The sequence below is a fragment of the Cryobacterium sp. PH31-O1 genome (assembly GCF_030063455.1).
Lineage (GTDB): Bacteria > Actinomycetota > Actinomycetes > Actinomycetales > Microbacteriaceae > Cryobacterium.
The window spans coordinates 333325-358123 of sequence record NZ_JASITB010000002.1; the positions used below are offsets into that span (position 1 = coordinate 333325).

Sequence of the window (24799 nt, forward strand, 5' to 3'; positions counted from 1 at the left end):
CAGGTAATAATCCGCTGTCGGAGTGACAGCCGCCCAGACCCTAAGGAGTTCTTCAGATGGACCTCATCGACACCAACGGCACCGCATCCTCGAGCAAGTCCCCCCGCAACCGCGCCCCGATCGGCACGGCGCTGGCCGGAGAACCGCTGCCCGGTGCCGGCAAGACGGTCATCAATGACGGCGTCGTGGCCAAGGTAGCTGGTCTCGCCGCCCGCGATGTCAACGGAGTGCACGCGCTCGGTGGCGGCGCTGCTCGGGCCCTCGGAGCGATTCGTGAGGCCATGAACAACACCGATGTGAGCCAGGGCGTTTCGGTGGAGGTCGGCGAGACCCAGGTGGCGGTAGACGTGACTATTGTCGCCGAGTACCCGGTGTCGCTGCAGCAGGTGGCCAGCGACATCCGCTCCAATGTCATTGCCGCCGTGGAAGATCTCGTCGGCCTGGAAGTCACCGAGGTGAACGTGACGATCATCGACATTCATCTGCCGAGCGACGAAGCCCCTGACGCTGAACCGACCAAGGCCGCGCTCCGATGACCACCGCGACCCGCACCGGAATGCTGGTCGGAGCGGTTCTGGCGCTGACTTGGATGATTCTGGGCTTCTGGGCGTTCCTGTTCGTCGGCTTGGCCATGCTGGTCGGCGCTCTGGTGGGCCGAGTGATCGACGGCCGTCTCGACCTGACCAGCTTGATCGGAGCATTCCAGGGAAAGCGTTCCTCGTCGTGAGCGTCACGACCAACTCTGCGGACTGGTTTCTCGAAGCGCAAACGGCCGCGAACACGAGAGCGGAAGCGCCGGCGATCGACACCCCGGAGGCGAGCCGCGGACGAACCCGCATCGTGCCGCGGGCACTGCGCCAGATCGTCGGGATGGTCACCGCGGAATCACTCGGCGTCAGGCCGAACCAGGTCAGCGTGGAGCTCGGCGACGACCATGGAATGCTTGCGCTCACGATCAGCACGTCGATTCGCGTCGTTTCCCTGAAGCGCGTCACGCTCGAACCGGCCCTCATTGCGCGCACCGGAGGAACTATCCTGGCTCGCTCAGCCACCTCTCAGACGGAGATTCGTCGCCGCGTCGGTGAACTGACCGGCGCTGATATCGGCCGGGTCACCGTGTGCCTGACCGGCGTGGATGTCACCGCGGAACGGCGTGTGCGATGAATACCGCGGTGTCAGCGACCTACGCGCGCATCAGCCGACGGGAACTGCATTCGCCGCGGTCGGTCGCGGCGATCGCGGTGGCCGTCGTGATCATGCTGTTGTGCGGCTGGCTGGGCGCCGAAATCGTGCTGCACCTGCTCGGCCAGCCTGCCCTGCTGGCGACGCCCGGCGCTCTCGCGGACGGTGTCGCATCCGCTTCGACCGCGCCCACTTCCTTGCTCATCGGCCTGGCCTCCGGCTGCGCCCTGATCGGCCTCGTGCTCCTGGTGGTCGCCGTGACACCGGGGCGCCGCGCACGACACCTGATCGATTCCGAGCGCATGGTGACCGTTGTCGATGACGAGGTCATCGCATCCGCTCTCGCCGGGCGCGCCGCGCGGGTGGGCGGGATCGACCCCGACAACACCCGGGTGAGCGTCTCGCGCCGCCTCGCCACGGTGCACCTCGTGCCAACATCGGGGCGACCGGTGCACCGTGACACCGTGCTGGATGCCGTGCGCGGCCAGCTCGACGGGCTGAACCTGCGGCCACCCCTGCAGTCCCGGGTGGTTGTGGCTCTCGGCGGAAAGGTCGGCGCGTGAACAACACCAATCGTGCGCTCAACCGCAGCCTGGTTCTCGGGGCGGGCCTGCTGCTGCTCGCCGCAGCCGCCGTGCTCGGGCTTCTCGCGACGCAGTCCGCGATGGCGGATGCCTGGGGTTCGGTTGCCGACAGCGCACGCGCGTCGGTCGCGCCCTGGTTCCAGGCCACTCCCCTGGCGGCAACAGGAAACAGCTGGCTCTGGATCGTCGTCGTTGCCGTGCTGACGGTGATCGTGGGTCTGCTGCTGGGTTTCATTCTGCGGCAGGGCCGCGGCCACTCCGGCCGGCTGATCAGCGAGCAGACCACGGACTGGGGCAGCACCCAGGTTGATTCGGCCGTCGCCGAGCAAGCGTTGCAGCACGCGCTCACGGAACATCCGGAGTTTCTATCAACCCGCGTCTCGACCTACCGCGTCGCGCGCCAGGCCGTACTGAAAGTCTCGGTGACCTGCCGTCGCGGCACTTCCCCGATCGACGTCGTGCGCATCGTCGAAGCGGCACTCACCGCCCTCGACGAGCTCCTCGGCCTGCGAATCCCCGCCCTGCTGCAGATCAGCGGTGGCTTTCGGGTGCGCACCAGCCGAACCACACGAATCCGCTAGAGCACCCGAAAAGCCCCACTACTCACGTTCGGCGCGCCCGCGCCGAACAGCCCCCCGAAAAAACACCACCCGAAAGAGAGAACACGATGAGTGCATCGGACAAGATCAAGAACGCCGCGCAGGACCTCAAGGGCAAGGCCACCGAGGCGGTCGGTAAGGCCACCAACGACGACTCCAAGGTCGCCGAAGGCCGTGCCGACCAGACCAAGGCGAGCGCCAAGAAGGTCGGCGAAGACGTCAAGGACGTCTTCAAGGACTAGTCCCACCCGGGTGCGCGGCGGGCGCTGAGACCTGCCGCGCACCATCACCCCCTGGCCCAGTGGCCGAATATCACGCCATGAAAGGAAGCACAATGTCCAACCTCTATGCAACCTCGCCGGCCTCGAGCGCCGAAGATTCCGAGTTCGACGGTTCGTCGCCCGCAAAGACCGCCGCGACCCACACCGCGAACGTTGCCGCCGACCAGGCCGCGAATGTGGGCGACACCGCAGCGCACGCGGCCGGTCAGGTCGCCGACGTCACCAAGGATGAAGTGGGCAAGGTCGCCGCCGAGACCAAGAAGCAGGCGAAAGATCTGCTCACGGATGCCCGCAGCCAGCTCACCGAACAGGCCGGCGAACAGCAGGCCCGAGTCGCCGGGGGCCTCCGCTCGATCAGCGACGAACTGACCCAGATGGCCGGCGCATCCGACGCTGACGGGGTCGCGACCGACCTCGTGCGTCAGGCCGCGTCGCGTGCCGGCACCGTCGCCAACTGGCTCGACGACCGCGACCCCGGGTCGCTGCTCGACGAGGTGCGCTCCTATGCCCGGCGCAAGCCCGGCACATTCATAGCCCTGGCCGCCGCCGCGGGCATCCTGGCGGGCCGGTTGACCCGCTCGGTCGCCGCGGATTCTGCCAACGAGGCAAAGACCCCGGCCAACGACCTCGGTGTTACCACCCCGCGGTACACCGGCACAGCAGATGCTCGCACCGGCTTGGCCAGCACCGGCAGCGCAGTCGGCAACACAGAAATCGTCGGGCTCGCCGATACGAGCGACCGCACGGGCGTCGCCGAGCAGCCCGGCCTGCTTGGCGATGACCCCAACCTGGCGGTTCCAAAACGATGACCGATCTGCACACTCCATCGGAGCAGAAGGCCGCGCAAACCTCCCTGGGAGATCTGCTGGGAGAAGTCACCCGTGACCTCTCCACGCTCATGCGCCAGGAACTCGAGCTGGCCAAGGCCGAGCTGCGCCAATCGGCTACCCGGGCCGGAAAGGGTGCCGGCATGTTGGGCGGTGCCGGATATGCCGCGATCATGGCCGTGCTGTTCCTGTCGATCGCCCTCTGGTGGGGCCTGGGCTACCTGGTTGGAAACGGCTGGTCCGGCCTGATCGTGGCCGGAATCTGGGCAATCATCGGCCTCGTGCTCTTCGTGCTGGGCCGCAATGAAATGAAAGCCGTCAGGGGTGCGCCGCGCACCGTTGATTCCCTGAAGAAGATCCCCGACACACTGAAACGAAATGAGGAAAACCGATGACCGACACCGACCGCACCCCCGACCAGATCCGGGCCGACATCGAGCGCACCCGGCGCGAGCTCGGCGGCGACGTCGATGCGCTCGCCGACAAGGTCACGCCGTCCAAGATCATGCAGCGCCAGAGCGACAAGGTAAAGTCTGCCTTCGGTTCGGTATCGGAGCGGGTCATGGGCGCGGCCTCGCACACCGGAGACACTGTGGCCTCGGTAACCGACACCATGGGTGAGCTGCCGCACCAGGCGGCCGATAAGGCTAAGGGCAATCCCCTCGCCGTTGGTCTCATCGCCTTCGGCATTGGCTGGTTGGCCGCATCCCTGGTGCCGGCCAGCGACAAGGAAAAGCAGCTCGCGGGTTCCCTGAAGGAAGCCGCCCAGCCGCTCATCTCGGAGGCGACGGACGCCGTCAAGCAGCTGGCCGACAACCTGCGCGAACCCGCAGAAGAGGCCGTCGCCGCGGTAAAGAGCAGCGCTACCGGCGCCGTAGACGAGGTCAAATCGGCAGCGCAAAACGCTGCGACCGACGTCAAGGACGAGGCGCAGTCGGCGAAGGACACCGTCGCCGACACCGCTCGTGACGAGGCCTCAGCCGCCAAGCACAAAACGGACAACGACCGGTACTGATTCACCGAGCATCCGCTTCACCTGAGAAGTCTGGCGAAACCGAGAACTCGACCCCGCCAGATTTATGAGAACGCAGTAGATTTCACCGCCGGGGATCGCGGTCGCCCTAGTCGATCGCGACCCCCGGCCTCATTCGACCCGAGCAGGAGACCCCATGGTTGATCACGGCCAGAGCCAGAAACTCTCCGACGCCCCCGCGCCCGACGACGACCGCAAACCCGACTCCCCGACCGAAGTCACCAGAACATCGTGGAAGTACGTCTTCAAGCGCACGCTGGCCGAATTTGGAACCGATCAGTGCACCGACATTGCGGCGTCGCTCACCTACTACGCCGTGCTGTCGCTGTTTCCGGCGCTCATCGCCCTGGTCTCCCTGCTCGGCGTGTTCGGGCAGGGAAAGCAGTCAGCCGACACCCTGCTGACGGTTCTCGCCTCGGTCGCTCCCGGGGACGCCCTCGCGGTCATTCGCGGACCGATCGAACAGTTCAGCACCGCGCCGTCGGCCGGGTTCGCACTGGTGGCTGGCATCGCGGTGGCGATCTGGTCGGCATCCGGTTATGTCGGCGCCTTCAGCCGGGCCATGAACCGCATCTATGAGATCGACGAGGGCCGCACGTTTCTCAAGCTCAAGCCGACCCAATTGTTCGTGACCGTCATCGGCATCGCCTTGCTGCTCGTGGTCGTGCTCATTTTGGTCGTTTCCGGCCCCGTGACGGATGCCGTGGGCGCAGCCCTAGGGCTCGGCCAGACCGTGCAGGTGGTCTGGTCCATCGCCAAGTGGCCGGTGCTCGCGGCCGCCGTCGTGCTGCTGATCGCGGTGCTGTACTACTTCACGCCGAACGTGCGGCAGCCGAAGTTTCGCTGGATGAGCCTCGGGGCGCTCGTCGCGCTCGTGGCGATCGTCGTCGCCTCGCTCGGCTTCGGCTTCTATGTCACGACGTTCTCGAACTATGCCAAAACCTACGGCTCGCTGGCCGGGATCGTGATTTTTCTGCTCTGGCTGTGGCTGACCAACCTCGCCCTGCTGTTCGGAGCAGAATTCGACGCCGAACTCGAACGCGCACGCCAGCTGCAGGCCGGTATCGCCGCCGAGCAGAACATTCAGCTGCCGCCGCGCGGAACCAAGAAGAGCCAGAAGGCCGCCCTGAAGGAGATGCAGACCGTCGCCGACGGCCGTCGCATTCGCAAAGCCAACGCCACCCCGCGCAAGTAAGAGTTGCGCGACGCCCCGTCCTTATTGGACGGGGCCCGGGCCCCGTCCCCGGGCCCAGGTTAGATCATGGGCCCGCGTTCCGGGCCCGGGCCCCGTCCGCGATACCCGCACGTGCTGGTTGAATAGGGGTACCCGGCGACACGGGCGACACCGAATGGGGACACGCGTGCGATTGCTCTACGCGCTGCTCCTGAGCGGCATAATCCTGTGCGTGGGGCTATCGGTGCTGCTTCCCGACGTGACACTGGCCGCCGGCGGCTTCACCATTGCCGCCGCCGCGGTCGGTCTGGCACTGGTGACCCGCACGCAGCGCGTTATTGCGATGGTGCTGATCGGCGTGGGGCTGGCATCCGTTGTGCTGGCGCTTCAGTTCGGCGGCAAGATCGAGACCCGCGATCTGCTCTCGGTCAACCAGGACCTCATCGGCATGCTCACGGCGGTGTCATTTCTGCGGCTCATCACACCGACCGCGCTGACCACGCGCACCCGGCTGCACGGCCGGCTCGCCGTGGTGCGAACCGCGCTGGCAACGCACGCGCTCGGCGCCATCATCAATATCGGTGCGGTCAGCATCGTCGGCGACCACCTGCGCGGCCGGTCAACGCTCCGGCTCGCCGATGCCGCGCTGTTGGCCCGGGCGTTCTCGGCGGCGGCGTTCTGGTCGCCGTTCTGGGCGGCCGCAGCGGCCGCCACCACGCTCGTACCGGGAGCGAACTCCCTCGTTCTGCTCCTGGTGGGCTTGGCGCTCGCGCTGGTGGCGATCGGCCTGAGCGTCTGGGACATCTTTCACCAATGGGGCCGCGAACTGCCCGCGTACACTGGCTACTCCCTCAGCTGGGCGCTGGTGCGTATACCACTAGCCCTCGTGGCCCTCGTGATCAGCGCCCACCAGCTGTTGCCCTCGGTTGCCGTGCCGCGCATCGTGCTGCTCGCCGGCCTCGGCGTGACCCTGATCGGCCTGCTCATCATCAACGGTCGCGGGGCTCTGCGCGCACTCGCCCGGCACGCCCGGCACGACCTGCCCCAGCTGCGCGGCGAGGTCACACTCTTCGCCTCAGCCGGCGTGCTCGCCGTTGGCCTGCGCATGCTGCTTCCTCTGTTCGACCTGCCGCTGCCCGTGTCCGAATTCACCGTTCCGGTCGCCTGGGCCATGATGCTCGCCATGATTCTGCTCGCACTGGTCGGGGTGCACCCGGTCGTGTCGGTCGCGATCGTCGCGGCGCTGGTGCATCCGCTGCACCCCGACCCCACCCTGTTCGTTCTCGCCGCGTGCATCGGCTGGGGAGTGTCGACGGCGGTCGGACCGATCACCGGCTTGACCATGCTGCTCAGTGCGCGTTACGGCATCGACAGCATCACCCTCACCCGCCGCAACCTGGTCTATCTGGCGGCCGTGCTCGTCGCCGCGTGGCCGGCGCTGCTGCTCTGCGCGGCGTTGGTCTGACCCGGCGCGGGTGGATAGCGAACTACCGGGCCCGTTACCCTGGCGCACACGCAGATCAAGCGCCTTCAGGTGGATGCCGGCGGCAACAGATCAAAACACAGGAGCACCCTCGTTCGCGCGGCGAACGAGGGTGCTCCTGTGGCAAATTAGACGGCGACTTCGACCGGCTCGTCGCTGACGACGTAGTTCTGAATCTCGATGAGCAGCAGGTCGCCGGCTTCCTGGTCGGTCAGGCCCTGGGCCAGAGCGAGTTCGGAGACGAGGATCTGGCGGGCCTTTTCGAGCATGCGTTTTTCGCCGGCAGAAACGCCCTTGTCCTGGTCGCGACGCCACAGGTCGCGCACGACCTCACTGACGCGGTAAACGCTGCCGCTGGCCATCTTCTCCTGGTTGGCCTTGTAGCGGCGCGACCAGTTGCCCGGCTCTTCGGTGAAGGCGTTCTGCAGAATTTCGTATACGGCGCTGACACCAGCGGCATCGATGACGTCGCGCACGCCGACGAGCTCGACGTTGTCGACCGGCAGCTGAATGGTTAGCGCGCTGGTGTGCACGTTAAGGGTCATGAACTGCTTCTCGACGCCCTTGATGGTGCGGGTCGCGAGGGCCGTGATGGTGACCGCTCCGTGGTGCGGGTAGACCAGGGTTTCGCCGATTTCAATCTTCATAGAATGCGCCTTCAGTGTTGTGTGGGTGAGGCAACGCGAACGGGCGTTGCGCTTGAGGTGGAGGGCTCGAGCAGCCAGCCGGGCAGCAAGGCCACGAGCTGGTCGACGAGTTCGTCGTCTGAGACGTCGAGGTGACCGCGCATCCAGGCGCCGATCAGGGTGAGGGCGCCGCCGGCGACGTAGGTCGTGACCAGTTCGGCGTTGACGGCGTCGTCGAAGACCAGTACCGACTCGAGCATGCGGGTGGCGTAGGCCTCGATGATCTGGTCGTGCGCGCTGCGCGTCAATGGTAGCTCGAGCACACTCGCGTACAGCGGAAAATTCTCGACCATGTGTGCGACGAGGCGGGCATAGCCCAGCCGAGAGGCGTTCTCACCGGTACGGGGCCGAGGCAGATCAAGCCCCGCCGAGCCGATATCAGCAAACTGCGCCTGCAGCAGCTCGGCGGCGAGCACGTCGAGGCTGGCGAAGTGCGCATAAAAAGAACTGCGGCTGATACCCGCCAGACGCACGATCTCGGTCACCGAAACGGATGCCGCCGGCTGCGCGATCAACGTGCGTATCGCCGAGAGGATGAGCTGCCGGGTGCGCTCGGCCCGGGGATCGTGCTTGGGTTGGCCGAGAGTATCTGACGGCACCGTATCTGACGGCACCGCATCGGACTGCACCGCGCCCGCCGGCAGGCGAGGGGCAGTCAACGAAGTCATCCCCCTATACTAACACTTTTCGGACACATGTCCGAGACTGTTTGTACCACTTCACGGCAGACTCGCACGAAGCCCGCGAATGCGTGCCAGATTCAGCGCGCCCGGCTCGCGTCGAGCAGCTGCGCGCAACGGATGAAGCCGAGGTGCGAGTATGCCTGCGGGTGGTTGCCGAGGTGAGTTTCGGTGGCCGGGTCGAACTCCTCGGAGAGTAGACCGGTCGGGCCGGCCAGAGCAATCAGCTGGTTGAACAGCGCCTCGGCCTCGTCGAGGCGCCCGGTGAGCACGTAGGCCTCGATCAGCCAGGTGGTGCAGATGTGGAAGCCGCCCTCGAGCCCGGGCAGGCCGTCGTCGTAGCGGTAGCGGAACACGGTCGGGCCAACGCGCAGTTCGCGTTCCACCGCGCTCACGGTGAGCTGAAAACGTTCGTCGGTGACGTCGAGCAGTCCAGACAGACCGATGTGCAGCACGGCGGCGTCGAGGTCGGGGCTGTCGTAGGCCACGGTGTACGACTGGGCCTCCTCACTCCAGCCCTCGCGCAGAACTTCATCGCGAATGGTGGCGGCGAGTTCCACCCAGCCGGCACCGAGCACACGCCCATGCCGCTTTGCGGTGCGGATGGCGCGGTCCACCGTCACCCAGCACATCGTCTTGGTATAAGTGTGGTGCCGCGGCGAGCGCCGGGCCTCCCAAATGCCGTGGTCGGGTTCCCTCCAGCGACTCGTGACGGCGTCGACCATCTCGGTGAGCAGGTGCCACTGAAAGTCGGAGAGGGTCCCTTGCCGGGCGCTGAGGGTGTCGATCAGTTCGGCGACCGGTCCGAACACGTCGATCTGCACCTGGTTGTCGGCGGCGTTTCCGATGCGCACCGGGCGGGAGCCGGCGTAGCCGGGCAGTGATTCGAGGCTCGCTTCGGTCGACAACGACGAGCCGGTAACCGAGTAGAGCGGATGCAGCCACTGCGCGCCGGGACTGTCGTCTACGACCCCGGCCAGCCAGCGCAAAAACCCGTCAGCCTCGTCGGTCGAGCCGAGATCCACGAGCGCCTTAACCGTCATCGAGCCGTCGCGCAGCCAGCAGTAGCGGTAGTCCCAGTTGCGGGTGCCGCCGATTCCCTCGGGCAGCGAGGTGGTCGAGGCGGCGAGCACCGCACCGGTCGGTTCGTAGCAGAGAGCGCGCAGCACGAGGGCGGAGCGGCCGACGAGCGAGGGCTTCACCCTCGGCAGCGACAGGGAATTCACCCAGGCACGGGAGCCGTTCATCACCGCGCCGCGCCGCGCCGCTTCGCCGGCGGCATCCGCTCGATGGGGCTCGGTGTCGCCGCACCGCAGGTTGAGCATGACAGCGCCCCGGGAGAGGTCAACGACAGCGGTGGCTGTTTCGTTGCGGCCGTCGCCCGTGACGGTGAACTCGACACCAGCAGCCGTGAGCACGATCGGGTCAGGAATGCCGGTGAGCGTGACGATGCCATCGCCAGCGTGCATGTTGAAGTAGGCGACGGCGTAGTCGGGCCGCGGCGCGAATACGATGCGGGCCAGGCCTGTGCCGGTGAGCTTGCGCACCAGGTTGGTGACGCCGAGCGGTGAGGGCTCGATGTAGTCGGTCACGGTGACGTCGGCCCAGCGGGTTTCGACGATCATGGTGTTGTCGACGTAGCGCTGGCCGAGCACCCGGCTCTTCTTGACCGGTTCGATCGAGAAATGCCCGGCCTCTTCGCTGCCGAGAATGCTCGCGAACAACGATCCAGAATCGGGCAGTGGATGCGTCATCCAGCAAATGCGCGCTTCCGGCGTGACCAGGGCGGTCGAGGTGCCGTCGCCGAGCATCGAGTGGCGTTCGATGGCGACAACGTGCTGGCCGAACAGCCAGTCCTTGCGCAGTTCAAACAGGAGGGCAAGCATCTGCGCGAGCATTTCCGGGCCGCTGATGCGGTGGGCGGCGACGGATTCCCCGTTACCAATGCGAATACCGAGGTCGGGGCCGTGCAGGGTGTTCATGGCCATTTCGTCGCTCTCGGCATCGCCGGCGAAGAAGGCGGCACTGACGCCGAGCCGGGTGCGCAGGCGGTCCAGGGCCACACCGGAGTGCTGCGATTCGTCGGTCGGTTCGGGAGCATCGAAGAATTCCGAGTCGAACTCGGCGCCATTCGACCCAACCAGGTGCACCTCGCGGGGCAGGCGGGAATCCGCGGCGAGGTCCCGCAACGGGCGGCCCGACATGACGGCCGTGTGGGTGTTAGGCAGGGCCGCGAGGGCGCGCAAGGCGGTCGCCGACTCGGCCAGCAACACCGAGGGCACGTCGGAGGCGACATGGTGCGAGAGAGTGCCGCCGTAGTTGCAAGCTACCAGCAGCGAGGGCGTACGCGCGAGCTGCTGAAGGTCCTGCAGCATCTCACCTGACAGCCCCGTCAATGTGCGTGGAAGTTTGGAAAGATTCATGCGATGGGGCATCTGAGGTTCCTTGCAGGAGGGCGTCGACCGGTTGCCAGACCTAGGCGACGTTACCATTTGCCGACAACTGCCCGGCCGGGAACGCACCTTCTTGCGGGCTGTTAGCAGGTCGGCACGGCTGCGCGACCCGCTAGCCTGAAACCAGGACTTCATTTGATCTTCCACGGGTGGGTGATATGGCAACGAGATGGGCGCGATTCGCGCGCGGCTGGCTGACCGCCGCCGTGGCCGTATTCGTCGCCGCTCTCTCGCACGTGGCGGCCGGCGGGCATACCCCCGCACCGGTCAGTATTGCGATTGCTCTTGCCTTCTCGGGCATGGTCAGCGTGGCCCTCGCCGGCAAGAACCTGTCTCTCTTCAGGCTCACCGTGTCGGTGGGGTTTAGTCAGGTGCTGTTCCACCTGGTGTTCGGGCTCGGCGGATCGGCCGGTTCGATGACCGTGGCCGGGCACCACGGCACGACGACCGTGACCGTGGGGGCGGCATCCGCTTCGCCGGTCATGTTCACCGACGGGTGGATGTTGCTGGCCCACGCCCTGGCGGGAGTCGTCACGATCGTGGCGCTGCGCCGCGGCGAGCGCACGTTCTGGGCGCTGGTCGAGCTGGCGCGCACCGCTCTGGTGACCGTGGTCATCGCCCTGGGCATCGTGCTGCCGCCACTTTGGGTCGTTCGCGTGCGCGCTGCCCGGCACCTCACGTTCGTTCCTTTCGATCTGGCCGTGCTGCTGTCGCCGATGCGACACCGCGGCCCGCCCGCCCTGGTCAACCTGGCGCTCGCCGCCGTCTAGCAGACCGGGCGCTCGCGCTCCCGTTCGCGGCACGTGTTAGCCCCGCGCATCCGCTCGCGGCACTCGTTTGCGAGGTCGGCACTGGTGTGAACCAGTGCCCCGACCCCAAACACGTGCCACGAAACACCAACCCTTCTCGTGACCCCTTCGGAGGTATCACATGCACCATTTTCATGCCCGAAACCGGCTCCTGGCCGGTCTCGGGGCCCTCGCACTCGCCGCGGCGTTCGCGATCGGCGGCGCCGCACCGGCCGCGAACGCGCACGACTCGGTGCTCGCCACCGTGCCGTCCGACACCGAGCACGTCGACCTGGCGCCGGCAACGGTATCGATGCGGTTCACCGACGACATCATGCAGCTCGGTGCGGTCTTGCTCGTGGTGGATTCTGCGGGCACCGACTGGGCTGAGGGCGAACCTGCCCTCGACGGGTCGACGGCCACCGTGGCCGTCGACCCGGCCCTGCCGGATGGCGCCTACCAGGTGCGCTGGCGGGTCGTCTCAGCCGACGGGCATCCCATCTCCGGCACGTTCGACTTCAGCGTCGGTTCCGGCGCGCCGGCAGCACCCCCAACGGATGCCGCCGCGCCCGCTTTCACCACCCCCACCGATTCGAGCGTGGTCGCGTCCGTACCGCCCCCAGCGGGGCTGCCGATCGGCGTCACCGCGCTCATCGGTGCCGTCGTCGGCCTCGCATTCCTGATCGGCATCCTGGCGCTGAACCGGCGCCGCGCAGCATCCGCTGCACAACTATCTTCTACTCGTACAGAAATGACAGAACAATGACTCTCACCACGACCCCCCGCATACTCATCATCGCCGTCGCGGCGCTGCTCACCCTCTCGGGCTGCGCCAGCACCACCGACACCGCGGCTCCGGCAGCCACGACCGACACCACGGTCGAAACAACGGCGGCCACGAGCCTCGCCATCACCGACCCGTGGGTCAAGTCCGCCGAAACGGGAATGAGCGCCGCGTTCGGCACCCTGACCAACTCGAGTGACACCGACATCAACATTGTTGCGGCCATGTCGCCCGCTGCGACCATGATCGAGCTGCACGAGACGGTCGAAGACGACTCGGGAGCCATGGTCATGCAGCAGAAAGAGGGCGGGTTCATCGTTCCCGCCAATGGATCGTACGAGCTGGCCCCCGGCGCCAATCACCTGATGATGATGGGGCTGACGGAGCCCCTCGTCGCTGGCGCCGAGCAGACGTTCACCCTCACCCTCTCCGACGAGTCGACCTTCGAGTTCACGGCCCCGGCCAAGGACTACTCGGGCGCCAACGAGAACTACGAAGAAACCGACAAGTAATGACGGGCGATCAGCAGGCATCCGCTGGTCGCCGTCTCAGCCGGCGGCACCTCCTTCTGGGAGGTGCCGCGGCCGGGATCGGCGCCGTCGGCGCGGTCGGGATCGACCTGGCGATGAAGGCCGGGCCAACGGCGGTCGCTGAGCCCCTCAACGGCACGGCGACCGTGCCGTTCTACGGGGTGCACCAGGCCGGAATCGACACCGTGCCGCAAAGCAACGCGACCCTGATCGCACTCGACCTCGCCCCGGGAACCGACGCCCAGGCGTTGCGGCGGCTCCTGAAGATTCTCACCAGCGACGCCGCCAGGCTGAGCCAGGGCGAGCCGGCGCTGGCCGACTCCGAGCCCGAGCTCGCCGGCGCACCGGCCAGGCTCACCGTCACGTTTGGTTTCGGTCCCGGCCTCGTCGCCACGGCCGGCGGTACCGCACCGAGCTGGCTGCGACCGCTGCCAGCGTTCGGCATCGATCGGCTCGACCCAGCCTGGGCCGACGGCGATCTGCTGTTACAAATCGCGGCCGACGACGCCCTCACGGTCGCCCACGCCACCCGCATGCTGCTCAAAGACAGTCGCTCCTTCGCGAGCGTGCGCTGGGTGCAGACCGGCTTTCGGCGGGCGCCCGGCTCGGTCAAGCCCGGTACGACCATGCGCAACCTGTTCGGCCAGGTCGACGGCACCGTCAATTTCGTGCCGGGCACAGCCGATTTCGAGCGTCTCGTCTGGGGTAACGCCGACAACCCGGCCTGGCTGCACGGCGGCACCGGTTTCGTGTTGCGGCGGGTCGCCATGCAACTGGACAAGTGGGACAAGCTCGACCGATCCGGGCGGGAGGCATCCGTTGGGCGAACTTTGAGCAACGGCGCGCCGCTGACCGGCGTCAACGAAACGGATGCCCCCGATTTCGCCGCGAAGACCGCCATCGGTTTTCCCGTCATCCCGGAGTTCTCCCACCTGCGCCGTGCCCGCAGTGAGAACCCCGACGAACGCATTTTGCGCCGCGGCTACAACTACGACGACCTGCCCACCAATGACAGCGTGTCCAATTCCGGGCTGCTCTTCATCACTTTTCAAGCGGATGTCGACGCCCAGTTCGTGCCGATCCAGCGCCGCCTCGACGCCCTCGACCTGCTGAATGAGTGGACCACACCGATCGGGTCGGCCGTCTTCGCCATCCCGCCGGGCTGCGCCGTTGGCGGTTATATCGGCGACACGCTGTTCTGAGCGGCCGGGCCATGCGACGTCACGCGAGAGCGGGTGAGGTGTTACCGCAGGGATGTTGAAGCAACCTTTCACCCGCTCTCGCGGGCTGATGCTGACCCTCAAAATTGCTATTGATAATAGGAATCAATATGGTTAGTGACGATGGCGGCGACCACCTGCCCTTCGACACCGAACCAGAAGGCCGGCATGAATTTCGCCCTGACCGTGCACGATCTCGCCATCTCGGTCAAAGCGCGACGCCTCGTGCACGACCTGTCCCTCACCGTCGCGGCCGGCGAACGGGTGGCCCTGCTCGGCGCCTCCGGCTCGGGCAAATCGATCACCGCAGCTGCCATCCTGGGCAGCCTCGGGCCGGAATTTCGCGCCGAAGGCAGCATCAGCGTGTTCGGCACGCCCCTGCGCGGCCCGGCATCCCGGCGTTCGCACGGCGCCGTCGCCGCGATCGACCAGGATTCTGCGGCCGCCCTCAACCCGCTCGTCACGATCGGTGCGCAGCTCGCCGTTCCGGTGGCCCGCCACACCGGCCGGAAGGCGGTGCGCGGCCTCGTCGCTGACCTGCTCGACTCGGTCGGCATCGAGAACCCCGCGCGCACCATGGCCGGTTACGCCGCCGAGCTCTCGGGCGGCCAGCGGCAGCGCGTCTGCATCGCCCTCGCCCTCGCCTGCCGGGCCCGGCTGCTCATCGCCGACGAACCCACGACAGCCCTCGATGTCGTGAACCAGGCGCGAGTGCTCGAGGTGCTGCGTTTTGCCGGCCACGCCGAGCCGGCCGCGATCCTGTTCATCACCCACGACCTGGCCGCAGCGGCCGCACTCTGCGACCGCGCCGTCGTGCTCGACGGCGGGCGGGTCGTCGAGCAGGCGATGATGGCCGACCTGATCCAGGACCCGCAGCATCCGTATTCGCGTGCCCTGGTCGAGGCCGCCCAGCCCGCCCGCCACTTGGCGAGCGTCGCGTGACCGCCGAAACGGATACCGCCCCCCGCCCCGCCCTTCGCGCCACCGGTGTCTGGCACAGCTACCGGGCATCCACCCGCCGCCGCGCGCCCGCGACCCCGGCCCTGGCTAACGTCTCCTTCACCGTCACCGCCGGCGAGACCCTGGGGCTCGTCGGCCGTTCCGGCTCGGGCAAATCAACGCTGCTGCGCATACTCCTCGCCCTCGAACGGCCGACCGACGGTGAAATCCACCTGGACGGCGAACGGATCCGGCCGGGCAGCGTGCGGTCGCTGCGCTCGTTTCGTCGCCGTGTGCAGTACATCCCGCAGGATCCGGCGGCAAGCCTCGACCCGCGCATGAGCGTCGAGCAGCTCGTGCGCGAACCACTCGCCCGCCTCGACGTGGCCGGCCAGCACCAGCACCTCGTGCGCACCGCCCTCGACGGTGTCGGCCTGCCGGCGAGCCTGCACCGGCAGCGAGTGCGCGAGCTCTCCGGGGGCCAGGCCCAACGTGTCGCGATCGCCCGCGCCCTGGCCACGTCGCCGCATTTTCTGCTCGCCGACGAACCGGTCAGCGGGCTCGATTTGCCCCGGCGCAACCGGGTGCTCGATCTGCTCGCCGGGCTGGCCCAACACCGCGCGCTCGGGCTGATTTTCGTCTCGCACGACCTCGACGCGGTGTCGCGGCTGTGCTCCCGCAGCATCGTGCTGCACGCCGGCCGCGTCGTCGAAGCCGGCCCCACCCGCGATTTGCTCGACCACCCCTGCCACCCGGCGACTCAGGAGCTGGTCGAAGCGGTGCCGAGACTGCCCGCGCCGCGGCATCCGTTCACCGACCCAACACCGTTCACCGCCAGACCAAGGACCACATGAAGAACACGACACGCCTCGCCGCCATCGCTGTCACCGCGAGCCTGACTCTCACCGGCTGCTTCGCCGCCCCGGCGCCCTCCAGCACCGGCGACGACCCCGACCGCATCAGCCTCGCCATGCTGCAGCCGCCACGATCCGGGTTGTCCCCGCTCAGCGATGACGCCTTCAAACTCTCGCGCTGGAGCACCGGCGAAACCCTCGTCGTGCTCGACGCCCAGAGCGACGCCCGGCCTGCCCTCGCCACCAGCTGGCGCCAGACGGATGCCCGCACCTGGCAATTCGACCTGCGCCCCGACGTGAGTTTTCACGACGGCACGAGCCTGACCGCCGAGCAGGTCGCGGTCTCGCTCACCGCCGCAGCGCAAGCCACCCCGAAACCGCGCATCCTCGACGGGGTCGACCTCACGGCCACCGCCGACGGACCGCTCACGGTGTTGGTGCGCACCGGCACCGAAGACCCGCTCCTGCCGCAACGACTCTCGAGCCCGCAGCTGACCATTCTGGCGGCGGCAGCGTACGGCGACGACGGCACGGTCAACCCCATCAACGCAGGCACCGGACCCTTCATTCTGGCTGAGGTCGACGGCACCACCGGCGCCACCCTCAACCGTTTCGATGACTATTGGGGAACGACGGCTGCCGCGAGCGGGATCGACGTGAAGTTCGTGCCCGACGGCACCGCCCGCGCCGCTGCCCTGCGCACCGGCACGGCCGATATCGTCGAGGCGATCCCGGTCGGGCAGGTCGCCCAGATCGACGAAGCCCTCATTCACGAGGTGCCGATGCCGCGCACCAACACGCTGTACCTGAACACCGAATCCGGGCCATTCGCCGACCCGGCCGTGCGGACGGCCGCGCGCGTTGCCGTCGACAACGCCGCGATTGTCGAGCTCGTTTACGAGGGACGCGCCGATGAAGCCGCCGGGCTGCTCGGCCCCGCGGTGGGCTGGGCCGCGGGCGAGCGGGCATCCGCTGGATACACCGACGTTCTCGCCGCCCGCGCCGACGCTGCGGCCATCGACGGTGTCACGATCACCCTTGGAACTTTCACCGACCGCGCCGAACTCCCCGAAGTGGCCGTGCAATTGGAGCAGCAGTTGGAGGCGGTCGGCTTCAACGTCGAACAGGACGTGCGCGAATATCAGTACATCGAAGCGGATGCTCTCGACGGCGCCTTCGACGCGTTCATCCTCTCGCGCGCGACCGTGCTCGACTCCGGCGACCCGGTCGCCTATCTGTACAGCGATTTCGCCTGCGCCGGATCGTTCAACATCTCGCAGTTCTGCGACGAAACAGTGGATGCCGCGCTCGACTCCGCCGGCGCGCTCGCGGCCGGCAGCGACCGCCGCGCCGCCATCATGCACGCCGAGGCGCTCATCCTCGCGAGCGACGCGGCCGTGCCGATGCTGCACGAACGGGTGCTGCAGGGCGAGGGGCCCCGTGTCTCCGGTGTGGTGCGCGATCCGCGCGAGCGTGCCCTCATCACCAACGAAACGCGGGTGTCCGGCTGATGGCTCGGGGGTGGGCGATGGAGGCGGCCTCGCGTACTCTCGCGATCGCCGCCGTGGTGCTGCTGATCGGCCTGCTGCCGTGGCTGTCGGGCCGCAGCCCGGAATACACCATTTTGCGGGCCCGCTACGCGGAACTCGAAACCACCCCCGACAATCTCGCCGCCGTACGGGTCGAACTGGGCCTTGACCGCGGACCGATCGCCGTGTTCCTGCACTGGCTCAGCGGCGTAGTCCGCGGCGACTTCGGCACCTCGTGGATCAGTAACCGCCCGGTGCTCCCGGGCGTGCTCGACGCCCTCGGCGTCTCGCTCACCCTGATGGGGTTCGCCATCGGCGTGGCGGTGCTGGTCGCCGCGCTGCTCTGCCTGCCGAGCCTTCGCGCTGGCCTGGGCGGGCGCCGGTCTGGTGGCGGGGGAGCCATCGCGGCGGCGCTGACCGCACTGCCCGAATTTCTGCTCGCCGCCGGCCTGCTCATTGTCTGTGCGGTCTGGCTGCGCTGGTTTCCGCCCTACGGCTGGAGCGGAATCGACTACGCCGTACTGCCGGCGCTGGCCCTCGGCGTGCCGGCCGGCGGCCTGATCGGCCGTCTGCTCAGTGACGCGATTCTCTCCACTTTCGCGCAGCGGTGGGTGCTCACCTGGACCATGGCCGGGTTTGGCAACCGACGCATCGTCGGTGCGGTGCTGCGCCGCGCGCTGCCCTCGGTGCTCGGCCAGATCGGGCTGGTGCTCATCGGACTCACCGGCGGTGCCGTGGCTGTGGAGCAGATCTTCGCCATTCCCGGGCTCGGCCGGGCCACCCTCGGCGCGGCCAGCTCGCAGGATATCCCGGCGCTGCAGGCCGGCATCCTCGCCCTGCTCGCCGTCGCGGTGGTGGTCGGCGCTCTGGTCGGCCTGTTCCGACGGATGCTGCTCGGCCCGGCCCTGCGACTCGGCTCGCTGCCCGTGCCGGACGCCCGGGTGCCGACCCGCCGCCGCGATCTGGTCACCCCGATCGGGTCGGCTCTGGTCCTCGCGGTCGTGATCGGGGCCGGGCTGCTGCGCGACCCGTTCACCTCGCAGCACGCCCGCCTCGCCACGCCGTCGTGGTCACTGCCGTTCGGAGCGGATGCGAGTGGTCGCGACCTGCTCGGCCGCGTCGGTCACGGGGCGGTCATCACCCTCGGCACCGCCCTCGTGGTCGTGCTCGTCTGCGTCGTGCTCGGCATCATCATTGGACTCTTTCCTCACGCCTCGACCGGACCCCTCGAGGTGACGAACGCTGCTCCGCCCATTCTGGCCGGCATCATTGTCACGGCCTTATGGGGTCCGTCGATCACGGGCGCCGCCATTGCGGTGGCCCTGGTCAGCTGGGCACCGCTAGCCGCCCACACCGGTGCGCTCGTGCTGGAGGCGAAAGCCCAGCCGCACATCGGTATTTTGCCGGTACTCGGGGTGGGGCGGGGCCGGGTGATGCTGCGCTACATCGTTCCGGCGGTGGTCGGCCCGGTGTTTCGACACGCCATGCTGCGGCTGCCCGGTGTGGCTCTTACTCTGGCGGCGCTCGGCTTTCTCGGGCTCGGCACCGATCAGCCCACACCGGAGTGGGGTCTGATCCTGGCCGAGGGCATCGGCTACGCCGAGCGCGCACCCTGGGTGGTGCTCGCTCCCGCCGGCGCCCTGGTACTGGCCGCCGTACTCGCCGTTTCGCTCGCCGGACTCAACTGGTCCGGCACCCGGCGCCCTTTCGAGGTGGCACCAAGGTGAATCCGCTCGCGGATGCCCCGGCTTCAGCCGGCGACACCCGCCCGGTCAGACAGAAACGGGTTAGACGACCTCGCCCATCGGGAGGTTGCCCTTGCGGGCATCCAGCTTGCCGAAATGGGTCTCGAGCAGGCTCTTCATCTTGTGCAGTGCACCGGTGAGGGCTTCCTCGACGGTGGTGGCGTTCTCGGTGACGACGACCGGCGTGCCGCCGGCCGGACGGGCCTCGAGGGTGCACCTGATGTCGTCGGTGCTGCTGCGGCCGGCGCTGCCATCGGAGAGGTGAACCTCAACCCGGGTCAGGCGTTCGCCGTAGCGCGAGAGGGATTCTTCGACGATGGTTTCGAGTGCTCCGGCGACCCGCTCGGTGCCGTTGATGTTGCTGTCGGTGTTCACGATGACCTGCATTATCACTCCTCTAATTGCTTATGACTTAAGGCTACCGCTCCTTGATCCAACCAGTGCGCGTGCCGCCACGGCTCCGGCACATCCAGGCCGCTCAGGTCGGCAGCGAGGGGCGCGACAGCCTCAGAATGACGGAGTCGAGCAGCTCGGTCGTGCTCGGACCGGCCACGACAAGGAGGCGCTCAGCCAGCCCCATGGCGGAATGGACAACGAGCGGATGGTCGAGCCCGTACGTGGTTACGCCGGCGAAGACGTCGCCAATGAGTTCGTCGGCATCGGGCCAGTGCACTAGCACCCGCACGTTGTCGTCGGTGTCGGTGAGTGCGGTGACCGCTGACGGCCGATTCAGGAGATTGACCAGGGCGGTGGCGGCCAGGTCGAGGGCGCTGACGGCGGTATACGGGTCGTTGGTACCCGAGGCGAGGCCACGGACGGCAACTTCGACGAGTTGTTGCAGCGCGAACCGAACGTCCTGATGCGGAGTGCGGGCGGTTCCGAGCGAGAACGCCCCCCGAACACTTTTCACGAATGCAGGGTCCTGGATCGGTGGGGAGACCCGCACGAGGGGGTCTGTGGTGACAACGTAGGCCCCCGGCATCGCCACCACGTCAATGAGGCACTCCGCCTTCTCCGCGACCCGTTTGAGCTGGGCGAGGTCCACCTGCTGCACATACCCGTCGCTCGCGGTCGTGACCGGTTCCGGATCCGTCAGCACGGGGCGGGACTCGCGGGTGCCACGGGCATCCGCTTTGCTTGGATAGACATGGGCAATGGCACGTAGCAGGTCGGCCTGCACCCGGTGTTGCAGGGTGGTGATCTGCACGGAGTCGGCGATGTGGTGAATGAAGAACACCAAGACCGCCACATCGAGAACGCCAATGGCTACGCTGATGTAAATCGAAATCGTCGGCACGAAACCGCCCCCGGCGTCGGTCTCCGACCGCACCGACAGCAAAACAACGAGGGCGTACAAGAAGGTGGAGGTGAAGACAGCCAGCACGATTTGGTTTGCGCGGTCGGCCAGAAAGTTACGCACCAGACGGGGGCCGTAGGTTGATGACGTCGTCGCCAGCACAGAAATCGTGATCGAGAACGACGTGCCAGCCACGGTAAGCATAGAGGTGCCGATAATCGTGAGGATGCTTCGGGCTGCGGAGGCGCTGAGCGAATCCAAGAACACGACACGATCGCTGACGTCGAGCACGGCGTGGTCCAGCAACACCAGTGCTTGCCCGAGGAAGACCGCAGCGATTCCCAACGCCGCGGGGAGGAACCAGAACGATTCGCGGGTCCGGAGCAGAAAAGAGCGCATCAGGGTCACATCCTCTCACGAAGCATCCCCACGCGGACGGAAGAATTTTTCGCGCCCAGGACATGGTCATCGCGAGCTCAGCTAATGCCGCCCAGCCGCTCGAGGGCAGCGCGCATGATCTGCGCCTCGGGCGTCGGCGCCACGTGGTGGTTCGTGTAGATACCGACCAGCCACTGCAGAACTTCGTCTTCGCTCATGGCGACGTTGTTCCAGTTCACTCCTGGCTCGGCGGCCGTGCGCGGCTCACCGGTCTCCGGGTCGAGCCAGGCGCGGGCAATCGGCACATCGGGGTCGTCGTTGTTCATATTCCAAAGCAGGGCGATCGGGTGGTTGTCACCGTCGATGTGGTCCTGGTCGACCCGACCGGAACCAAGCCACGGCAACGTGAGCAATTCACCGACAATGCCGACCTCGATCAGCTCGAGTTGGGTCGGTTCGGTCTCGGGCACATAGAGCGTGAAGCCCTGCTCGAACCACTCGGCGGCCTCAAAGATCGAGTCGAGCAGCTCATCGAGGGCGTCGATCTCCTGCACCAGGATGAGTGCCCATTCGAGTAGTTTTTCGGTTTGGTCGGCCGGCCACGGGCTCTCGAACGGGTCGTTTGTTCCGTGGTAGTGAAAGCTGGGTCCGGCCTCGTCGAGCAGCACGTGCAGCTGGCCGCTGTCGTAGTCGATGGACAGATTGAGCGCCCCTCCCTCGTCATCACGGTCGGCGAACAGGTCGGGATGCCCCAGTTCCGGCGGCAAAGTGACGGCCGCGGCGAGCCGGGAACCCAAATCGAGTACGACGCGAAACTGGATGGTCGGCAGGCGCAGGGTTTCATCCTGCTCGAAGTGCTGGTCTGACATGGTTCGAGTTTATCGATCGTGCGCTGGTACTCCCGCGCGGATGCCCCGTCGCGCAGCACCAGCGAGCGTGGCAGACTGCGCCGTATGGATATTGAGCTGTGGTGGCCCAAGCTGATGCCGGCGACACGGGAGTGGCTGATGCAGAACAATGGTGACGCCGTTCCGCCCGAAATCGTCGCCGAAATCGCCCGAGCCGGCGGTGAGGTAGAACCAGACAGCGAAACGGATCAACCCGGCACCTACCTCTCCGATGACGACGTCGACTGGATCGAAACGGTCGCCAACGACGAAGAGCCCAGCTGACCCGTGGCCCGCAGCACCTGCAGCACCTGCAGCACCTGCATCACCTGCATCACCTGCATCACCTGCATCACCTGCAGCACCTGCAGCACCTGCAGGGTTTCATACTGTGCCACCCCCGTCCCCCGTAAACTAAGCGGATGCGCACTGCCGGAGTGGATCTCGCAGCCGAGCCCAAGGGCACCGCACTGGCGGTCATCGACTGGACCGACACCCGAGCAGGCCTGATCGAGCTGAACCTCGGCGTCGCCGACGAGGTCATCGTCGAAGCAGCCGGCACCGTGCAGAAGCTCGGCATCGACTGCGCGTTCGGTTGGCCAGACGAGTTTGTGCAGTTCGTACTCGCGCATTCCAGCGGCGACCCAGACCTGCCCGGCGTCGACGGCGGAATAGCCTGGCGTCGCACCCTCGCCTACCGGGAGACCGACCGCGAGGTACGCAGGCTGACCGGCCGCTGGCCGTTGAGCGTGTCCACCGACCGCCTCGGACTCACCGCCATGCGCTGCGCCGGGCTGCTCTCGCGAATCGCCCAGGCCGGCATCCGTGTCGACCGCTCAGGCTCCGGCGTCGTCGCAGAAATCTACCCGGGTGCCTCGCTTCGGCTGTGGGGTTTCACTACGACGGGATACCGCACCGATCCCGCTATGCGTGCGCAGCTCCTGCAGCGCATTCAGGATGCCGCGCCCTGGCTTGATCTCGGAGTATTCGCCCCGCAGATGATCACATCAGCGGATGCCTTCGACGCCGTGATCGCGGCACTCGCCGCCCGCAGCGCCGCACTGGGGTTCTACGAACCGCCAACGCCGATCATGCTCGATCGTGCCCGGCGGGAGGGCTGGATTGTGCTTCCCGCCGGCCCCCTGGCCGACCTGCTGGCTTAACGTTTCGGCGAGATGAGCCTGGAACCGACCGAAACGGGAAGGGGAACAGGTCTAAACCCGACGGCCACCGTGCTGAGAACTAGTGGCCGCCGCCGAGGTTGCCTGCGAGGCGTGTGTGCAAAATACTGCTGGCTTCGTTGAGGCCTTCGATGACAACGTGCTTGCCGTGGCGTTCATACTTGTACGTGATCGCGTCGAGCGTGGCGACGGTCGAGGCGTCCCAGATGTGCGATCCGGACATCTCAATGACGATTCGTTCCGGGTCGTCCGCGTATTCAAACTGCGTCATCATGTCGTTGCTGGAAGCGAAGAACAGCGCGCCGGTGACCGTGTAGTAGGCCGTCGGAGCTTCACCGGCAACGTCCATGACACGGCGCTCGACCTTAGCCAGGTGGGCCACGCGGCGGGCAAAAGCGACCATGGCGATGATCACGCCGACGACAACCCCGATAGCAAGGTTGTGGGTGAGAACGATGACGATAACGGTGGCGACCATGACCGTGGTCTCGCTCCCCGGCATCCGCTTGAGGGTCGAGAGGCGGATGCTGTGCCAGTCGAAGGTGAGATACGACACGATGATCATCACCGCGACCAGAGCGGCCATCGGCACGACGGCGAGCACGTCACCGAGGCCAAGCACCAAAACGAGCAGGAAGACACCGGCCAGAAAGGTCGAGATGCGGGTGCGGGCGCCGGAGGCCTTCACGTTGATCATGGTCTGGCCGATCATGGCGCAGCCACCCATGCCGCCGAAGAAGCCACTCACCATGTTCGCGACGCCCTGGCCCCAGGTCTCCCGGGTTTTGTTGGAGTGGGTGTCGGTGATCTCGTCGACGAATTTCGCGGTCATAAGCGACTCGAGAATGCCGACGAGGGCCATGCCGAGGGCGTAGGGGGCGATGATAGTGAAGGTGTTCCAGTCGAGCGGAACATTAGGGAAGACGAGTTCGGGCAGGCTCTGCGGGAGTTCGCCCTGGTCGCGGATGGTTGGAACATTGATCGCCATCAACACGGTGACGACGGTCAGCACAACGATCGCCACCAGTGGCGCGGGGATCACCTTGGTGATGCGGGGCATGACCACCATGATGATCAGTCCGGCGGCGACAAGCGGGTAGACCATGAACGGCACGCCGAGCAGTTGGGGCAGCTGGGCGGTGAAGATGAGGATGGCGAGGGCGTTGACGAAGCCGACCATGACGCTGCGCGGAATGAAACGCATGAGCTTGGCGACGCCGATCACGCTGAGGACGATCTGGAATGCTCCGGCAAGGATGACCGTCGCGATGAAGTATTCCATGCCGTAATCCCGGGCCACCGGGGCGATGACGAGGGCGACGGCACCGGTAGCGGCGGTGATCATGGCCGGGCGGCCACCGACGAACGCTATCGTCACAGCCATCACAAACGAGGAGAACAAGCCCACGCGCGGGTCGACGCCGGCGATGATCGAGAACGCGATGGCCTCAGGAATCAGGGCCATCGCCACGACCAAGCCGGCGAGTACCTCGCGGGTCAGGAGGCGCGGCGTTTTCAGAGCGGTCAGCACGGACGGTTCGGCCTTGTAACGGCTGACCTTGGGCAGGGAGGATTTTTCGGCAATATCTATGGGGAACTCCGGTGACGGGCCCTCCGGCAAAAGAGCCGTTGGGCAATGTAGGTGGGCGCTTCGGTACGCAGGCCCAGTACTGTCGTGTTCGACA

General features: G+C 66.9%; 28 protein-coding genes. 21 read left to right on the plus strand and 7 right to left on the minus strand.

The features are described from left to right. Window positions 1-56 precede the first annotated feature (56 nt). From QMK31_RS06360 to QMK31_RS06410, 11 genes are all read left to right on the plus strand, one after another. A complete protein-coding gene (locus tag QMK31_RS06360) occupies window positions 57-536 on the plus strand; it encodes an Asp23/Gls24 family envelope stress response protein (protein WP_283500095.1) in 480 nt (159 codons plus the stop codon). Continuing rightward, window positions 533-727: a DUF2273 domain-containing protein gene (locus QMK31_RS06365; protein WP_283500096.1), complete on the plus strand. Its 195-nt coding sequence runs from the start codon at window positions 533-535 to the stop codon at window positions 725-727. The genes QMK31_RS06360 and QMK31_RS06365 overlap by 4 nt, the downstream gene beginning before the upstream one ends. Continuing rightward, window positions 724-1164, plus strand: a complete 441-nt coding sequence (locus QMK31_RS06370) for a hypothetical protein (RefSeq protein ID WP_283500097.1) — start codon at window positions 724-726, stop codon at window positions 1162-1164. Before QMK31_RS06365 ends, QMK31_RS06370 begins: the two co-directional genes overlap by 4 nt. Beyond that, complete coding sequence (locus QMK31_RS06375) at window positions 1161-1745, plus strand: DUF6286 domain-containing protein (RefSeq protein ID WP_283500098.1); 585 nt, start codon at window positions 1161-1163, stop codon at window positions 1743-1745. Before QMK31_RS06370 ends, QMK31_RS06375 begins: the two co-directional genes overlap by 4 nt. Further along, window positions 1742-2347 (plus strand): hypothetical protein, encoded by a 606-nt coding sequence (locus QMK31_RS06380; protein WP_283500099.1) that lies wholly within the window; start codon window positions 1742-1744, stop codon window positions 2345-2347. The genes QMK31_RS06375 and QMK31_RS06380 overlap by 4 nt, the downstream gene beginning before the upstream one ends. Window positions 2348-2433: 86 nt before the next feature. Then, the gene (locus QMK31_RS06385) at window positions 2434-2607 is read left to right on the plus strand and encodes a CsbD family protein (protein ID WP_283500100.1); all 174 of its coding nucleotides are present in this window, start codon (window positions 2434-2436) and stop codon (window positions 2605-2607) included. A gap of 92 nt (window positions 2608-2699) precedes the next feature. Continuing rightward, window positions 2700-3455: a hypothetical protein gene (locus QMK31_RS06390; RefSeq protein ID WP_283500101.1), complete on the plus strand. Its 756-nt coding sequence runs from the start codon at window positions 2700-2702 to the stop codon at window positions 3453-3455. Next, entirely contained in the window at window positions 3452-3868 is a 417-nt protein-coding gene (locus tag QMK31_RS06395; RefSeq protein WP_283500102.1) for a phage holin family protein, read from the plus strand. Before QMK31_RS06390 ends, QMK31_RS06395 begins: the two co-directional genes overlap by 4 nt. Beyond that, window positions 3865-4488, plus strand: a complete 624-nt coding sequence (locus QMK31_RS06400) for a DUF3618 domain-containing protein (protein WP_283500103.1) — start codon at window positions 3865-3867, stop codon at window positions 4486-4488. Before QMK31_RS06395 ends, QMK31_RS06400 begins: the two co-directional genes overlap by 4 nt. 154 nt (window positions 4489-4642) lie before the next feature. Then, a complete protein-coding gene (locus tag QMK31_RS06405; RefSeq protein ID WP_283500104.1) occupies window positions 4643-5701 on the plus strand; it encodes a YihY/virulence factor BrkB family protein in 1059 nt (352 codons plus the stop codon). Between the two features lie 154 nt (window positions 5702-5855). Then, window positions 5856-7145 (plus strand): hypothetical protein, encoded by a 1290-nt coding sequence (locus tag QMK31_RS06410; RefSeq protein WP_283500105.1) that lies wholly within the window; start codon window positions 5856-5858, stop codon window positions 7143-7145. Window positions 7146-7291: 146 nt separating this feature from the next. Here QMK31_RS06410 and QMK31_RS06415 read toward each other — a convergent pair whose 3' ends face one another. The 3 genes from QMK31_RS06415 to QMK31_RS06425 all read right to left on the minus strand — a co-directional run bounded on the left by QMK31_RS06415 (window position 7292) and on the right by QMK31_RS06425 (window position 10952). Beyond that, a complete protein-coding gene (locus tag QMK31_RS06415) occupies window positions 7292-7810 on the minus strand; it encodes a CarD family transcriptional regulator (protein ID WP_092107039.1) in 519 nt (172 codons plus the stop codon). Window positions 7811-7821: 11 nt separating this feature from the next. Continuing rightward, window positions 7822-8517, minus strand: coding sequence for a TetR/AcrR family transcriptional regulator (locus QMK31_RS06420; protein ID WP_283500106.1), 696 nt, complete (start codon window positions 8515-8517; stop codon window positions 7822-7824). A gap of 92 nt (window positions 8518-8609) precedes the next feature. Next, window positions 8610-10952: a trehalase-like domain-containing protein gene (locus tag QMK31_RS06425; RefSeq protein WP_502852679.1), complete on the minus strand. Its 2343-nt coding sequence runs from the start codon at window positions 10950-10952 to the stop codon at window positions 8610-8612. Window positions 10953-11140: 188 nt separating this feature from the next. Between QMK31_RS06425 and QMK31_RS06430 the strand changes: the two genes are divergently transcribed. From QMK31_RS06430 to QMK31_RS06465, 8 genes are all read left to right on the plus strand, one after another. Beyond that, complete coding sequence (locus QMK31_RS06430; RefSeq protein ID WP_283500108.1) at window positions 11141-11752, plus strand: hypothetical protein; 612 nt, start codon at window positions 11141-11143, stop codon at window positions 11750-11752. A gap of 160 nt (window positions 11753-11912) precedes the next feature. Next, window positions 11913-12536 (plus strand): copper resistance CopC family protein, encoded by a 624-nt coding sequence (locus tag QMK31_RS06435; RefSeq protein ID WP_283500109.1) that lies wholly within the window; start codon window positions 11913-11915, stop codon window positions 12534-12536. Beyond that, window positions 12533-13066: a copper chaperone PCu(A)C gene (locus tag QMK31_RS06440; RefSeq protein WP_283500110.1), complete on the plus strand. Its 534-nt coding sequence runs from the start codon at window positions 12533-12535 to the stop codon at window positions 13064-13066. Before QMK31_RS06435 ends, QMK31_RS06440 begins: the two co-directional genes overlap by 4 nt. Further along, the gene (locus QMK31_RS06445) at window positions 13066-14286 is read left to right on the plus strand and encodes a Dyp-type peroxidase (RefSeq protein WP_283500111.1); all 1221 of its coding nucleotides are present in this window, start codon (window positions 13066-13068) and stop codon (window positions 14284-14286) included. Before QMK31_RS06440 ends, QMK31_RS06445 begins: the two co-directional genes overlap by 1 nt. 186 nt (window positions 14287-14472) lie before the next feature. Continuing rightward, window positions 14473-15246: an ATP-binding cassette domain-containing protein gene (locus QMK31_RS06450; protein WP_283500112.1), complete on the plus strand. Its 774-nt coding sequence runs from the start codon at window positions 14473-14475 to the stop codon at window positions 15244-15246. Further along, on the plus strand, window positions 15243-16097 hold the full coding sequence (locus QMK31_RS06455; protein WP_283500113.1) for an ABC transporter ATP-binding protein: 855 nt from the start codon (window positions 15243-15245) through the stop codon (window positions 16095-16097). The genes QMK31_RS06450 and QMK31_RS06455 overlap by 4 nt, the downstream gene beginning before the upstream one ends. Next, on the plus strand, window positions 16094-17608 hold the full coding sequence (locus QMK31_RS06460; RefSeq protein ID WP_283500114.1) for an ABC transporter substrate-binding protein: 1515 nt from the start codon (window positions 16094-16096) through the stop codon (window positions 17606-17608). Before QMK31_RS06455 ends, QMK31_RS06460 begins: the two co-directional genes overlap by 4 nt. Beyond that, the gene (locus QMK31_RS06465; RefSeq protein ID WP_283500115.1) at window positions 17608-19353 is read left to right on the plus strand and encodes an ABC transporter permease subunit; all 1746 of its coding nucleotides are present in this window, start codon (window positions 17608-17610) and stop codon (window positions 19351-19353) included. The genes QMK31_RS06460 and QMK31_RS06465 overlap by 1 nt, the downstream gene beginning before the upstream one ends. 60 nt (window positions 19354-19413) lie before the next feature. On the opposite strand, the gene QMK31_RS06470 is transcribed toward QMK31_RS06465, so the two are convergent. The 3 genes from QMK31_RS06470 to QMK31_RS06480 all read right to left on the minus strand — a co-directional run bounded on the left by QMK31_RS06470 (window position 19414) and on the right by QMK31_RS06480 (window position 21915). Continuing rightward, window positions 19414-19758, minus strand: a complete 345-nt coding sequence (locus QMK31_RS06470) for an HPF/RaiA family ribosome-associated protein (RefSeq protein ID WP_283500116.1) — start codon at window positions 19756-19758, stop codon at window positions 19414-19416. A 91-nt stretch (window positions 19759-19849) separates the two neighbouring features. Further along, window positions 19850-21067, minus strand: a complete 1218-nt coding sequence (locus QMK31_RS06475; RefSeq protein WP_283500117.1) for a DUF2254 domain-containing protein — start codon at window positions 21065-21067, stop codon at window positions 19850-19852. A gap of 77 nt (window positions 21068-21144) precedes the next feature. Continuing rightward, the gene (locus tag QMK31_RS06480; protein ID WP_283500118.1) at window positions 21145-21915 is read right to left on the minus strand and encodes a hypothetical protein; all 771 of its coding nucleotides are present in this window, start codon (window positions 21913-21915) and stop codon (window positions 21145-21147) included. An 84-nt stretch (window positions 21916-21999) separates the two neighbouring features. On the opposite strand from QMK31_RS06480, the gene QMK31_RS06485 reads away from it, so the two are divergent. Next, a complete protein-coding gene (locus QMK31_RS06485) occupies window positions 22000-22218 on the plus strand; it encodes a hypothetical protein (RefSeq protein ID WP_283500119.1) in 219 nt (72 codons plus the stop codon). 137 nt (window positions 22219-22355) lie between these two features. Then, window positions 22356-23096: a DUF429 domain-containing protein gene (locus QMK31_RS06490; RefSeq protein WP_283500120.1), complete on the plus strand. Its 741-nt coding sequence runs from the start codon at window positions 22356-22358 to the stop codon at window positions 23094-23096. Window positions 23097-23175: 79 nt separating this feature from the next. Here QMK31_RS06490 and QMK31_RS06495 read toward each other — a convergent pair whose 3' ends face one another. Further along, window positions 23176-24579: a SulP family inorganic anion transporter gene (locus QMK31_RS06495; RefSeq protein WP_502852681.1), complete on the minus strand. Its 1404-nt coding sequence runs from the start codon at window positions 24577-24579 to the stop codon at window positions 23176-23178. Window positions 24580-24799: the final 220 nt, after the last annotated feature.